This window comes from Chitinispirillales bacterium ANBcel5 (assembly GCA_029688955.1).
Lineage (GTDB): Bacteria > Fibrobacterota > Chitinivibrionia > Chitinivibrionales > Chitinispirillaceae > Cellulosispirillum > Cellulosispirillum alkaliphilum.
In genome coordinates this window covers 78,250-93,430 of sequence record JARUKZ010000006.1, presented here as the reverse complement: position 1 = coordinate 93,430, position 15,181 = coordinate 78,250, and the positions used below count along the sequence as shown (strand labels likewise).

The window sequence follows — 15,181 nt, the reverse complement described above, 5'->3', positions numbered from 1 at the left end:
TTAATGACTTTAAATTATAGCTGTTAGCACTCACACTCAATGAGTGCTAACAAAAAATTAAGCTTATAGTTCCAATTATTATTCAACATTCGAAGGGAGTAGGTATTATGAACGTAAAACCACTGGCAGACCGGATCATCGTTCGGCCCATGGGTGCCGAAGAGAAAACTGCAGGCGGTATTATCATCCCTGATAATGCAAAGGAAAAACCACAAAAAGGGGAAGTCGTTGCTGTTGGTGCAGGAAAAATCAGTGACAGTGGACAGAAAATTGAAATGACCCTTAAAGAGGGTGATAAGGTGCTTTATGGAAAGTACTCTGGAACCGAAGTGACTATCGATAACGAGGAATACCTCATTATGCGTGAAAGCGATGTTCTTGCAACTCTTTAATTCCTGATTAAAACAGTTAAATTTTAAACCATTTAGATAGAGGAGATTATTTATGGCTGGAAAGCAACTCGCCTTCGATATCACTGCACGTGATAAGCTGCTAAAAGGTATTGATGTTCTTGCCGGTGCGGTTCGTGTTACACTGGGGCCACGTGGACGTAATGTAGTACTTGAGAAAAGCTTTGGTTCACCAACGGTTACCAAAGATGGTGTTACTGTGGCAAAAGAAATCGAGCTTGAGGACAAGTTTGAAAATATGGGTGCACAGATGGTTAAAGAGGTGGCATCAAAAACCAGTGATATCGCTGGGGATGGTACTACCACTGCTACTGTGTTGGCTCAGGTCATCTCCCGTTTTGGAATCAAAAATGTAACAGCCGGTGCTAACGCTATGGCCGTTAAACGGGGTATTGATAAAGCCGTCAGAGTAATTGTTGACAGGCTTCAGAAAGATTCTAAACCTATCGCCGGAAAAAAAGAGATCGCTCAGGTTGGTGCTATCTCTGCCAACAATGACAAAGAAATTGGTGATCTTATTGCCGATGCAATGGAAAAGGTTGGTAAAGACGGTGTGATCACTGTTGAAGAGGCTAAGGGTATTGAGACAAACCTTGAAGTCGTTGAAGGGATGCAGTTTGATCGCGGCTACCTCTCTCCCTATTTTGTAACGAATCCAGAAACTATGGAATGTATCCTTGATGATCCAATGATTCTTATTTTCGATAAGAAGGTAAGTGCCATGAAGGATCTTCTGCCTATTCTGGAAAAAGTCGCTCAGATGGGTAAACCACTCCTTATTATTGCAGAGGATGTAGAGGGCGAAGCGCTTGCTACACTAGTTGTCAATAAGCTTCGCGGAACGCTTAAGATCGCTGCAGTGAAAGCTCCGGGTTTCGGTGACCGTCGTAAGGCAATGCTTGAGGATATTGCTGTACTCACAGGTGGTATTCTTGTATCTGAAGAAGCCGGTTTTAAGCTCGAAAACACTACAATCGATTCACTGGGTCAGGCAAAAAGAGTATCTATCGATAAGGAAAATACTACAATTATCGAGGGTGCTGGAAAAACTGATGACATCAAGGGACGTGTTAATCAGATCAGAAAACAGATTGAGGAAACTACATCTGATTATGATCGTGAAAAGCTCCAGGAGCGCCTTGCCAAGTTAGCCGGTGGTGTTGCAGTGATAAACATCGGTGCAGCAACTGAGTCAGAAATGAAGGAGAAGAAGGCAAGAGTTGAGGATGCTCTTCATGCAACCCGTGCTGCAGTTGAAGAAGGGATTGTAGCTGGTGGTGGAGTTGCACTGATTCGCTCTGCAAGTGCACTTGATGGGTTCACGCTTGATGACAATGATGAAAATATCGGCGTAGATATTATCCGCAGAGCATGCGAAGAACCTCTGCGCATGATTGTTTCCAACGCCGGTCTGGAATCATCAGTTGTATGCAATGAGGTAAAGAACGGTAAAGGCTCATATGGTTTCAATGCTTATTCCAATAAGTATGAAGACCTTATTGAGGCTGGTGTTATCGATCCTACCAAGGTAACACGTACTGCGCTTGAGAATGCTGCAAGTATTGCAAGCCTCGTTCTTACCACTGAATGTATCGTCTCTGAGATGCCTAAGGAAGACGAGGCACCTGCCGGTGGCGCTCCTGGTATGGGCGGCATGGATGGCATGGGCGGTATGGGTGGTATGGGCGGTATGGGTGGTATGATGTAATAATTGCATTCCAAATTCGTAATACCGTAAATTGTACCACAATAGTTAATCCATGCTACAGGAGCGCTTTTTTCTGTGCTCCTGTAGCGTAAAACCTGCCACTTCGGTACCGGAGTATATGGAACCGGAAATGCTTACAGATAGAGAACAGAGGGTGTTGGAAGCAATAGTGAGGAACTTTATCCTTAGTGCTGCTCCTACAAGCTCTCGATATCTCTCAAAACAAAACGGATTTGAGATCTCTGCTGCATCAATTAGAAATGTAATGGGGGATCTTGAAGATAGGGGATTTATTACCCAACCGCACACCTCTGCTGGTCGTGTACCTACAGATAAGGGATATCGCTATTATGTCGATAGAATGATGGGGCCTATTGATCTGCCCGAGCAGGTAAAGCAGAGCATTCGTAATTCGATCGTGACTATTGACCAGGCGGATCTGCATCTGTTGATGGAAGCGGCTTCAAAGGCTTTGAGCAGGGCAACTAATCAGTTAGGTGTGATTCTTGCCCCAAAGCTGAGAAAAGGTGTATTTCGTACGATTCACGTATTTTCGGTTGGTAATGGACGGTATTTGATGAATGTTGCTATCGACTCGGGGTTTGTTAAAACCATGGTGGTCGAGTTGCACACTGAGCTTTCACACGACCGATTGGTGAGTGCGTGCAATATCCTTAATGCACGCTTCAGTGGTAAAACATTGGCCCAGATGTGTGAGGATCACCTAAATGAGTTAAGGGATGTGGGTGAGGTTGAGCTTGGAGTGATAAAGTTACTTGTACCGTCATTAAGGAAGATTATTGAAGAAAATGAACAGGAGGAGGTATATGCTGATGGTGAAACCAACGTTATACTTCAGCCTGAGTTTTTCAGTAGAGATCGAATCGGGGCTGTTATTGAGATCCTTGAGGAAAAAAGGCTCTTGATGCATCTGTTTGAGGCAGAGAATAGGAAACATTCTCGCCCGGAAGTTGTCATTTCAATAGGTGGTGAGAACAGCAAAGTTCAGCTCCGTTCCTTTAGTATCATAAAAACCACCTATAAAGTCGGAAGCATGACCGGTAGTTTAGGGGTTATTGGTCCAAAGCGCATGCCATATCCACAAATGGTTTCTGCTGTAAGCTATACTGCTAAGTTGTTGGGTGAATTGTATACCTGAATATGCTCTGCGGCGTTATTTATTTTCCTTTATTCCTTTTTTTCGTATTAACCAAAAAAAGACGCTGGGATAATCTAAAAGAGAGGTTTTAAGAATGGCTACTAATGAGGAAGAGGTTGAGAAACAGCAAAATCAAAACCAGAAAGAAGCATCCAAAGATCAGGAAGAGCTAAAAGAGGATAGCTCTGAGAGCCAGCAAGAAGAAGAGCTCCAGGAAAAGGAAGCGCCTGAAGTAAGTGAACTTGATTCACTCAAAGCCGAGCTTGAGGCAACGAATGATAAATACGTCAGGCTGATGGCAGAGTTTGAAAATTACAAAAAAAGAGCAAGCAGGGACTACGAGCGTTTAGTAGAAACTGCTAATGAGAAACTGATGCTTGAGCTTGTAGAGGTTAGGGAGAATTTTGAGCGTGCAATTAAAGCTGCTGAGCAGGGCGGAGAGCTCAAACAGTTTCTGGAGGGTACCGAGCTTATTTATACAAAATTTGTTAGTGTGCTGGAAAAAAATGGATTGCAAGCCTTTGGTGAGCCAGGGGAAGAATTTGATCCTCAGATTCATGATGCCTTAATGAAAGCAGACAATGAAAAAATTCCTGAAGATCATATAGCTGAGGTATTTGAGAGGGGATACAAAATCAAGGAAAGAGTTGTAAAGCATGCAAGAGTGATTGTATCCAGTGGCTCGTCTCAGAAGTAGCGAAATTTTAAATTTAATACTGGAAATTCTAAAATGGCCAAATCTGATTATTATGAAATATTAGGTGTATCCAGAGATGCAAGTGAGGATGAAATAAAGAAGGCTTATAGAAAATTGGCCGTTAAATATCATCCCGATAAAAATCCCGGTGACAAGGAAGCCGAGGAAAAGTTCCGTGATGCCACTCAGGCTTATGAAATACTAAAAGATCCTCAAAAGAGACAGCAGTATGATCAGTTTGGGCATGCTGCCTTTGAAGGGGCTGCTGCAGGCGGGGGTGGTTTTGGAGGTTTTGGAGCCGGGGGGTTTGATATCTCTGATGCACTTCGTGCGTTCATGAATGATTTTGGTGGTGATTCCATTTTTGGTGATCTTTTTGGCTGGGGAGGCTCAAGAGGCCGAAGAGGCGCTGGAGGTGGTGCTGCCCGTGGTAAAGATCTTCAGATAAGACTCTCCCTTTCTCTGGAGGAGATTGCCACAGGGGTGAAAAAAACGCTGAAACTTAAAAGAATGGATCACTGCTCAGTATGTAAGGGTACCGGATCAAAAAGCGGGAAGCGAAATGTGTGTCAGACATGCCAGGGAAGTGGCAGGGTGCGCCAGGTTGCAAACTCATTTTTTGGCCAGGTAATTCAGGAAAGCGTGTGCCCATCATGCAGGGGTGAGGGATATGTGGTTGCAGATAAATGCAATGCCTGTACCGGTACCGGATTACAAAAGGTAGACTCTACTATTGAGGTTGATATTCCCGCTGGTGTTTCTGAAGGTAACTATATCAATGTGCCGGGAAAGGGAAATGCGGGGCCAAATAAAGGCCCATCAGGGGACTTAATAGTATTAATCTCAGAAAAACCTCATGAGTTTTTTAAACGTCATGGAGCTGATCTTACCTGTGATATCGATCTGTCTTTTTCAGATGCAGCGCTTGGGGTCTCAAAGACTATACCTACTTTGGATGGAAAAGTGAACCTAAAGATTCCATCAGGAACACAATCCGAGAAAACTTTTCGACTGAGGTCAAAGGGGCTTCCGGTGGTTAATAGAAGAGAGCAAGGTGATCTTCTTGTCCGTGTTCATGTGCGTACACCTGAAAAGCTTAACAGGGCAGCAAAAAAAATGTTTGAAGAACTAAAAGAGATGGGGTATTAATCTAACTCAACTTTATCCAGTATCGTTTTTATCTGCTGGAGTTGCGTATTTATAGTTGAGTTGTCATTGCGATTGTTTTCGATCAGTACTGTACTGTTTTTTATTTGAGTTAATAGTTCTCTGTAAAATTCGCTTACAGCATTACACTGGGATGACAACTCAGCCATCTCTTTTTCTCTAAAACCCATATAGGTGTTTAACTTACCTGCCCTTAGCCGGGAAGCCCATCGTTCGATCTTATACACCGGGACAGCTATTTTACGCGATGTAAAAAGCCCTAGGGTAAGCGCTATAAAGATACTGCTTATCTCAGCTACTATTAGAGCAGGCAGTACAATGCTGAGAACTCTGATAAGCTGCAAATCTTCCATAATATTGCTGCTCATAAAATAAAAACTACCACCATCAAATCGTTTCAGGTAAAAAAAGCTAAGCAATGCAGTGGTAATGATTGCCGAAAAGGTCATTGCCACAAACAGGTGTACGACGACTCGTGTTTGAATCGATTTTTTGATGAAAAAATTTCTTAGTGGTTTTCTGACATATTCTGGTGTGGTATGCTGAGAGGACATAATTTTTTAACCATTTTGCTGGAAGATTTAAATTTTTCTATTGTTTGACTGTAATTAATACTATTTTCGGTTTTTGTTTTAGTTTTACTCTAATTTAATATAGAATTAAAACAACTTTTTTGCAATATAGCAGTAGTTTAAGACTTTCAGGGAATTCAAAGATGACAGAACAAGGTTTAGAGAAAATAGCGGTATTGGATTTTGGGGGACAATATTCACATCTGATTGCAAACAGGATTAGACGCCTGGGGGTGTATTCAGAGATTCTTCCCTGCGATGTGCAGACAAGTAGGTTAAAAGAGTTTAGGGGAATAATTCTTTCCGGTGGGCCTCGTAGTGTTCTTGAAAATGAAAGTCCGGTCATTGATCCGGGGCTAATCGATATTGGGATACCCGTATTGGGTCTTTGCTACGGTCATCAGGTCCTGGCCAGAACTCTTGGGGGAAAAATCTGCAGAGGCAAATTCAGAGAATATGGGCGAGCTGCAATGAGTGTGCTTAAGGCGGTGGATATTTTAGCCGGCCTTTCAGAAAATGAGCAGATTTGGATGAGTCATGGCGATTCTGTCGAGATGCTTCCATCGGGTTTTGAAATTTTAGCAACTACAGAGAATTGTCCGACCGCTGCTGTTGGAGATAGAAAAAGGCAAATATTTGGCCTTCAGTTTCATCCTGAAGTAACAGATACTCCAAATGGGATGAAAATCCTGGGTAATTTTATCGATATATGTAAATGTTCAAGAGCTTGGAATTCTGATGCTTTCATTGAACAGATAGAGTCTGAAATACGAGATCGTTGTGGCGACAAAAAAGTCTTTCTGCTTGTTTCCGGCGGGGTTGATTCTACTGTTGCGTTTACGCTTTTAAACAAAATTCTTGGTCCGCAGAAGGTTTTGGGGCTTCATATCGATAATGGTTTAATGCGTCACCAGGAATCTTCAGCTGTTCTTCAGTACATGCACGAAAACGGGTATGATAACCTAAAAATTGAGGATGCATCACAGGATTTTCTTACAGCTCTTGATGGAGTAAGTGACCCGGAGCAGAAACGTGCCATTATCGGAAAAATGTTTATCACAGTAAAGGAAAAGGCCTTTGAGAAATTAGGCTTAAACTCTGATGAGTGGATACTGGCTCAGGGTACAATTTACCCTGATATGATAGAAAGTGCTGGTACTACACACTCCGATAAGATTAAGACACACCATAACAGGGTGGATGTTATTCTTGAGCTTATTGAAAAGGGGCTGGTAGTGGAGCCACTTGCTCAGCTTTATAAAGATGAAGTAAGAGAGCTTGGAGAGGCTCTGGGTATTCCAAAGAGTTTAGTATGGCGCCATCCCTTTCCTGGACCAGGGTTAGGTGTTAGGACCTTATGTTCAGATGGGGCACAAGTGGTGATTTCGCAGCAAGATCAGGATCAACTTGAAAATATAACTGCTGATAGTGGCTACAGTGCTTCTATTCTCCCTATTCGAAGTGTTGGAGTTCAGGGTGATGAAAGAACATATGCTTACCCAGCATTGATCTGTGGAGAAAAACCGGATTGGACTGCACTTGAATCAATTTCTACCAGAATTACAAACAATTTGAAAAGTGTTAACCGGGTGATATATGGACTCAATACTCAGGGAAACAATCAATATAAGCTCCATAAGGCATATCTTACCCGTGAGCGTCTTGACAAACTGAGGAGTGTCGATAAAGTAGTTACCGAAGCTCTTCATAAATCCGGAGAGTATGGTGAAATCTGGCAGATGCCGGTGGTTTTGCTACCTTTGATAAATCAATCTGGTGAAGAATGTGTTGTTTTGAGGCCTATCGTTTCACAGGAAGCTATGACTGCTCGTTTTGTACCTCTTGCGCAAGAGACTTTGGAGACAATTCTTAATAATGCTTCTGCTATAAAAGGAATTGGCGACATATTTTTTGATATAACCCACAAGCCACCAGCAACTATTGAGTGGGAATAGTTTTGTGCCTAAAAATTGGAGTTAAGTAAAAGATGCTTTTTTTATTTAACCCCTGGTTCTGAGCTGTCTGTTTACTCCTTAGGCTTAAAATTCTGCACCGAGAGAGAAATAGTTAATTGCTGATCCTGTAATTCGTTTCCAGTCTGTTGGCCATCCCCGATCGAATCGAAGAACAAACATTCCCAGGTTTGCTCTCATTCCAAATCCAAATCCCCCATAAAGTTTTGGCGGCACGGGAAGGGAAGTGTTTTGATCTGATCTGTCCCAAGCATTGCCGGCATCTACAAACATAGCACCGTTTATATAGCGGACACGAATAGGCAGGGGCCATACAAGTGATATTTCGCGGATAAAAGGAAAACGCAGCTCAGAATTCAGAAGGATAGCTCTTTCACCAGTTATGTCAAGCAGGTTGAAGCCGCGCAGTGGAGAAATGATTTCCGAATAGAAAAAATCACCTACACTGTTTTCATAATTGTCTCTGTTAACTTCAAAATTGAACCAATTGTCGTTTCCTCCAAGAAAATATTTTCTTGCAGAAGTGCTTGCATCGCCAAGTGCAACACTTGCACCACCTCTTAACCTATTTGCCCAGACAAAACGTCGGTTGATATGCATGTAGGAGCGTATATCGCCGTCAAAGGAAAGAAATGGCTCATCAACTAGTTTCACGGGGGGGGAAAGTGTCACTCTTGCCCTTGCTCTCGTTCCCCTCAGTGGACCTGTAATCCCCCACAAAATGTCATCATAGGTATATGTAAGAGATGGAAGTGCTACATGAGAGACCTTAGATTCACCTTCACTGTTGTAAGGCCTGCGCTTTACTCTTTTCCCAAAAAGGTCTAATTCGAGTCGGGAAAAAATAGAAAAAGGATATCTAACTTGTAAAAAGCCACCGATTTCAGTGTCATGAAAAATGTCATCGAAGCCTTCCAGAGTGTAATCTTTGCTAAAATACCCACCACCACCTATATCAACTCGGTTACGCCTATTGAAATATGAGAGGAAAAGGTATACATATTCATTGAAATTACCCTGAATGTTTGCAGCTGTTGTAATAAGGTGGTCACCCATAAGATCACTGAACGAAAGCATTATCTGACCGGCCATTCCATAGTAAGGGGTAAAACCCAGACCTGCGCTTACTATATCAGGCGTAAATGAAAGTCGATACGGTGATGGCTCAGGAATTTTTAAAGATACCTGCTCTTTCTTTGTAGATTCAATTTCTTGTTCTGTTTCAAAGTCGACTTTCAGGGAATCCAGTTCCTGTTCATTCTGACTGTAAATACTTTCATCCGAACTTAAGGTGTCCTCGGTACTTTCGTTAGATTTCGTTGTTGGAGCAAGTCTTGAAACGTCAAAGAACTTATTTTCACTATGATGCATAGAATTAACCCATTGTGTGAGCTTAAGGGTATCGGATTGGAGCTCGGAAAGAGGGTCTTCCACAAGATAAATATCCCAACTCATTCTCTTAAAATGATTAAACCCGATTGTTCCATCAGGGAACCAGTCAGGTGACGAAGTTCCCCCAAGATAGTCAGTGAGAGGTTTAGCACTGTCAGGTGCAAAAAGAGGGGCAATGTAGAGGTTGTTGATACCGTTTCTGTCTGAAACAAAGAGAATGGAGTCACCCTGAGGTGAGAAACAGGGGTACGTATCATTCCATTTTGAGTTGGTGAAGACTCTTGTTTCATTGTTTTCTGTATCAAAGATTTCGATGTTTGAAGATAGCCTACCGTAAGTATAAAAGTGTCTGTTTGCTACTCCGGAGGTGTCTTGCGCTGAATAGATAACAAATCGGGAATCAGGTGAAAAGCGTGGGTGACTCTGATCGCTTATGGTATTTGTCAGAGCAACCGTTCTTTTTGTTTCGAAACAGTACATGTAGATGTTTTGTCTGCCGTTATCTATGGCGGTGAAAATGAGTTTTTCACCATCAGGGGACCAGTCAGGGTTACTTATAGTCGAGAAGGGAAAATCGATAACCTCTACAAGTTTATTTTGTTCTATATCGACTAGCCGTATCTCGTCTTTACCATTTCGCTTTGCAATGAATGCAATTTTTGATCCATCAGGCGACCAGCAAACTCCACTACGGAATGGGTAAAATGATTCAATCAAACTCCCATATCCATGATGACTTATGCTTTGTAGTTTTTCGCCCTCTCTGGTGGTGATTACAATTCTGGTATAATCTGCTACATCACTGAAAAAGGCAATTTTTGACCCATCAGGTGATAGCCGTGGACGAAGATGAAAATTGCCGTGTAATTTTTCTGTAACCTTTTTGCCCTGTCTTGAAGGCTCAATTCTGGTTCCTATTTCAGGCCAGTATAAACGTTTTAGTTCCTGATGCCACTCTCTCCCCAGCTCATTTAAATCCTTCTTGAACGTTTTCTTTATTGATTCTTCTACAGATCGTCTGTCCTTAAAGTCTCTTAAGAAGGAGTTAAACAGACTATCACCACCAATTGAATGGAGAAAGTGGAGAAATGATTGTCCGCCTTTGTAGGCCATATACCCATTCATTGCCGGGCCCGGAAGCGGCACTGTTCCATTAACCATACAATCCATCAAGAACATATCGGCTTCACTATTCCAGCCAAGTGACAGAAATTCTGCAATTCCTTCATGAAACCAAAGGGGGACCTGCATAGCCTGGCTACGCAGAAATACTGAGCGTTCACTGAAAAAGCTAAACACAAAGGCATGGACCAACTCATGATGCAAAACATGACGAAACTCTTCATAAGAACCATTAAAAGGGAGTGCTACTCTGTTTTTTAAAATTTCGGTGAAGCCACCTACGCCTTCGGGTATTATTTGGTTAATTATATTACTTTGCTGGAAGGTGTTATGGTCACTATAAATAATGATTGGTAGTTGTTCCTCATTAAAAAAATTGAAGCGCTCACTGAGATTTTTATGAATTTGGTCCAGCCAGCGATAGGAAATTTCTGGCAGAGGGGACTGATTTTGATGAAAATAGAGTTGGTAATAGGGAGAACTCATATATTTCCATTCAAGTTGCTGGTACTGAACTTTGTTTTTCCCAAATCCCAGGGCAGAAAGGGGTAGTAGTAGAGCAATTAATAATGAAAAACAAAATTTCATTGAAGATACCGTCCTCAAAAGGGGTGGAATTGTCATTTTTATCAAAAATTACTTAATGGTATATGCGATAGCTAAAAAGTCGTTTGCAGATCTTTTGGCCTTTTGTGCCCAAATACAGTATAGAAGAAAAAAAAGACTTGCTTGTGAGAGTGCGAATTACTTTTTTTGAATAATGATTTATTTTTCAGATTGATTTTGCTTTATTTTTTGACATAGGTTCTCAAGGGAAGTATTTTCTTCATCATGTCAGTTATAGGCTAGGGCAAAAGCCCATTTAAGCCCTTAAAATTATGATTGGTGTGAAATTGATTCATTTCCTTTTAAAAAAAACTGGTCTGAATTTAATCATACTTACTGGTTTTTTGTTACAGATTATGAAAATAGCATCATTTTCAACGAGTATCATGCATTTTAATGTTGATAGAATGCTATTGTCTTATATTATCTTTGGGGAAGGTTTAAAAAAATAGCGTACACGTGGGCTTTTTACGGGGGTACCTAATTTAGATTAAGAAGATAAGATGAAGGTTAAATTTGAAATAACAATTTTTAGATACATGGGTGACCGGAGTTACTGTTTTTATACTTAATAAATTTTTTGGGTTCGGCTATTTTGTGATTTTACTTGGATATTGTTGAATACAGTGAATAGTCACATTATATTAGAAGAATAATTATGACGGTCCTGACTTCAAAGGAGACTTAGTAGATGGCTAAAAGAAAACATTGTATCACCTTGATTATCTCTCTTGTGATGATGGGGGTGTTATTTAATCCAGCTGTACATTCTCAAACCCAAGAGGAAATAAGACGTCGAATTGAGGAGCTTGAGAGAAAACGTGCTGAGCAAGCACAAGCGGAGCGAGATGCTGCAGAACAAGCAAGGCCCCGAGGTGAGCAGCTTGCTGAAATAATTACAAGGTATGAAAATCTCCTTGATGGGTGTGCTACAAGAAAAACAGATCGATGTGCTAACGTGATGTTTACTCTTGGTTCTCTCTATTATGATGAGGGACGGGATGAATTCATTGCTGCACAGGAGGAGTATAATAGATTAATAGAGGAGTGGGAAAGGCGTCCTGTTGGTCCGGAACCGGAAAATCCCAGACCTGATTATAGCAAATCTATTGAAATGTATAAACGTCTCATTGAAGAGTACCCTGATTTTAGAAGACTGAGTGATGCATATTATCAGATTGGTAATATTAGTCTTATCAGCGGTGACTATGATGCTGCAAGTGATTGGTTTATGAGATTGGTAGATAGATTTCCAAACGATCCAAGAGCTTCTGCTGCCAGATTTCGACTGGGTGATTTTGCTTATCTTGAGCATAACAATATAGAAGCTATCAGGTATCTTGAAGGAGTAAGACAGGACGAGGTAGATATCGGTACCTGGGAAATGGTGCATTATAGAAAAGCTGAGGTGTACTATAACCTTGGTGATTTCGATAAGGCTGTTGAGCTGTTTCACTCCTATGTAGAGGCTTGTGATGCTGGCAGGTATCCAAGAGCAGAGTTTCGTGATATGGCCCTTGAATTTATGGCTATTGCTTTCTCAGATATGTATGATGGAGGTAATGAGGCTGTTAGATTTTTCCAAAGAATTGGAAGCAGACCATATGAAGCCTATGTTCTTTATACTATTGGGATGAAAAACCGTGAGCATGGTCAGTGGGAAGCTGCAATTGATGCGCTTCAGGTGGCCCTTGATAAATTTCCTATGTATAAGGAAGCTCCGCTTGCCCGTCAGGCCCTGATGGAGTGTTATGTAGTTCAAAGAGAGCACGAAGAAGCAAACAATGAGAGAATAAGATTGGTGGATGATTATGGACCCGGGAGTGCTTGGTACCAACAGAATTCAAACGAGAGAAGGGTGATCGATATTGCAGAAGAAGCTGTAAGGAGTGCTCTTGGCAATATTGCTATTTACCATCACTCGCTTGCACAGGACCGAAGAGACAGGTCTGAGTATGAAAAAGCAAAAGATCGTTATATTGAGTTTATCGAGAGGTTTCCTGAAGATAAATGGAGAGTTTTTGAATACCATTACAACTTAGCTGAAATTTACACTCAGCTCTCAGAGTATAAAAAGGCTGCTGAAGCATATGATTTTGTTGCTTCTGCAGATCTTTCCCAGTATCCTGATTACAGAGCTCAAATAGATACCCTGGCTATGGATCCGGAGAGACTTGAAGAGCTGCGGGCTCAAAGAGGGGATGCAACAAGTCCGGTTGATATCTCTCAGGAGGATGCTGGCTTTAACGCGATTGTGTCACTTGATAAAGCCAGAAAAAGAGCAATGGCAATGGAAGGGTTGGAAGAAAAAGAAGCCTATAACCTACCGGAATCAAGAGAACTTCTCGATTATATAACTCAGTATATTCAGCGATTTCCGGATGCAGCGAACGCAGCTGAGGTTATCTATCTTGCAGCTGATATTCATTATACCGCAGAATCGTATGATAATTCTATTGCATTGCTCAATCAGATTCTTGACAATTACTCTGAAGCAGATATCGTTTCTGAAACAAGAAGAATGCTGGCTAACAGTTACTCATTTTCCGGTCAGCATGAAAATGCTATCGGAACATATGAGCAGTTGCTTGCGCAACAGGAGCCTGATTCTGATGAGTATGCTGATATTGTTAACCTTGCTGCCGGTGCAATCTACAGGCAAGCAGAGGAATATAAGGAACAGAACAACCACGAGGCTGCTGCAAGCACATTTATGTCCATAAGAGAGCAGTATCCTAATAGTAAGGTCGCCGATCGCGCCTGGTTTGAAGCAGGTATAGCTTATGAAGATATGGATGACCTGGTGCGGGCAGCCGAAACTTTCAAGGTTTTGGGTTCACATTTTCCAACATCCGAAATTCGGAAAAATGCATATATAAGAGCTGCTGAAAACTTTGAAAAGGCTGATATGTACGAAAGGGCTGCAGAAACCTATCTTGCAGCAGCCGATGATATTACTGATGCAGAGTATGCAATACCAAGTTTGTCTAATGCATCAGAGGCTTACCAGAAACTGGAAATGTTTGAAGAAGCAGGAGCAATGTATGAATTGATTTTCGAAAGATACCAGGACGATCCAAAAACACCACAGGCGCTTTATAATGCGGGTCTGATTTTTGAATCTGGTGGTTTTTACGAAAATGCTATTAATGTTTATGCCATTTTGGCCGAACGTTTTACTGATTCTGAGTTTGCTCCGGAAGCGTTCTTTTCCATCGGTCTTTGCTATGAAGAGCTGGGTGATCATGAAAATATGGCAAAAACCTTTTCAGAGTATGCTAACCAGTTTACTGTAGACAGATACAGGCAGGTACAGGCACTGGTAAGAGCTGGTAACGCATATTTTAATATGGACAGGTTCAGTGAGGCTGAAGAAAACTATCTGCTTGCTACTCAAATTTATGACAATTATCGGGAAACCGCTGATATTGATATAAACAACGTTGCACAAGCATTCTATAGGTTGGGACAAATTTATTATCAGCGTTTCCGTGATATAAGACTTGATGCAAGCAATGAGAGCCAGATGGAGAGGCTAGTTCAGGAAAAAACAGAAGCTCTTCAGGAACCGGCAAAGTATTTTGGTCGTGCTATAGAAGCCGGGGTTCAGGAATGGACAATGAGAGCTACTTACATGATTGGTATGGGCTTTGCCGATATGGCTGAAGCGCTCTCAGAACAAACACTCTTTGGTACTGAAGAGCAGCAGATTGCAGGTAGAATCCAGGTTCTTTCATCTTTAGAACCATACTACGACAGGGCTCAAAATTACTTTCTACAGAATATCCAGTGGGCTCAGGATCAAAATATAATGGGAGAATATATCGAACAGTCCATGGAAAAACTTATGGAAATGGCTTTTCTCAAGGGACACATCATGGAAGAAGTTGGTCGTGCATTCGCCAACGCACCTATTCCTCCTGGTCTTGATGAAGAAGAGCAGATGATTTATCAGCAAATTCTTGAAGAAAAACTTCTTGAGGCAATGGATGCTGCATTACCAATGTATGAGGAGGGGATATACGGTGCTGCTGAAATTGGTATTGCAGATAACAAATGGATCGACAAAATCAAAGATAGAATCATTGAAATCGATCCTATCTCTGAAGCCCTTGATGTAGAGCTGGAAACGTGGGAACCAGAAGAGGAAGTGTACGTTTCTACTCTTGATGAAGAACATCGCCTTGATTTCAGAGATGATGAATATGAGAGAAATATGGAGCGTATTAGAAATATTGTCGCAATGGATATTCCTGTTGAAGATAGAATCAGACAACTTAACAGAATCGAAATGGAAGCTAACAGGAATATTGTAATGGAGGAGGAAAGAATAAACCAACTAAGAAATCAATAGGAAGGCGCCAAAAAGAAAGGA

General features: G+C 41.5%; 9 protein-coding genes. 7 read left to right on the top strand and 2 right to left on the bottom strand.

Annotated elements, in window-relative coordinates; all coding sequences use genetic code 11:
* The first annotated feature begins 107 nt into the window (after window positions 1–107).
* The 5 genes from groES (at window position 108) to dnaJ (ending at window position 5,123) form a co-directional block, all read left to right on the top strand.
* Complete coding sequence (gene groES / locus QA601_04885; GenBank protein MDG5814401.1) at window positions 108–392, top strand: co-chaperone GroES; 285 nt, start codon at window positions 108–110, stop codon at window positions 390–392.
* A 52-nt stretch (window positions 393–444) separates the two neighbouring features.
* A complete protein-coding gene (gene groL, locus QA601_04880) occupies window positions 445–2,118 on the top strand; it encodes a chaperonin GroEL (GenBank protein ID MDG5814400.1) in 1,674 nt (557 codons plus the stop codon).
* 118 nt (window positions 2,119–2,236) lie between these two features.
* On the top strand, window positions 2,237–3,277 hold the full coding sequence (hrcA, locus tag QA601_04875) for a heat-inducible transcriptional repressor HrcA (GenBank protein MDG5814399.1): 1,041 nt from the start codon (window positions 2,237–2,239) through the stop codon (window positions 3,275–3,277).
* Window positions 3,278–3,371: 94 nt separating this feature from the next.
* Window positions 3,372–3,974, top strand: a complete 603-nt coding sequence (locus QA601_04870; protein ID MDG5814398.1) for a nucleotide exchange factor GrpE — start codon at window positions 3,372–3,374, stop codon at window positions 3,972–3,974.
* 33 nt (window positions 3,975–4,007) lie between these two features.
* Window positions 4,008–5,123, top strand: coding sequence for a molecular chaperone DnaJ (dnaJ, locus tag QA601_04865; GenBank protein MDG5814397.1), 1,116 nt, complete (start codon window positions 4,008–4,010; stop codon window positions 5,121–5,123).
* Here dnaJ and QA601_04860 read toward each other — a convergent pair.
* Window positions 5,120–5,695: a hypothetical protein gene (locus tag QA601_04860; GenBank protein ID MDG5814396.1), complete on the bottom strand. Its 576-nt coding sequence runs from the start codon at window positions 5,693–5,695 to the stop codon at window positions 5,120–5,122. The two genes, dnaJ and QA601_04860, sit on opposite strands and share 4 nt — an antisense overlap.
* A 161-nt stretch (window positions 5,696–5,856) precedes the next feature.
* Here QA601_04860 and guaA point away from each other — a divergent pair, with 161 nt between their 5' ends.
* Complete coding sequence (guaA, locus tag QA601_04855; protein MDG5814395.1) at window positions 5,857–7,668, top strand: glutamine-hydrolyzing GMP synthase; 1,812 nt, start codon at window positions 5,857–5,859, stop codon at window positions 7,666–7,668.
* A gap of 84 nt (window positions 7,669–7,752) precedes the next feature.
* Here guaA and QA601_04850 read toward each other — a convergent pair whose 3' ends face one another.
* Window positions 7,753–10,788: a BamA/TamA family outer membrane protein gene (locus QA601_04850; GenBank protein MDG5814394.1), complete on the bottom strand. Its 3,036-nt coding sequence runs from the start codon at window positions 10,786–10,788 to the stop codon at window positions 7,753–7,755.
* A gap of 709 nt (window positions 10,789–11,497) precedes the next feature.
* Between QA601_04850 and QA601_04845 the strand changes: the two genes are divergently transcribed.
* Complete coding sequence (locus tag QA601_04845; protein ID MDG5814393.1) at window positions 11,498–15,160, top strand: tetratricopeptide repeat protein; 3,663 nt, start codon at window positions 11,498–11,500, stop codon at window positions 15,158–15,160.
* Window positions 15,161–15,181 lie beyond the last annotated feature (21 nt).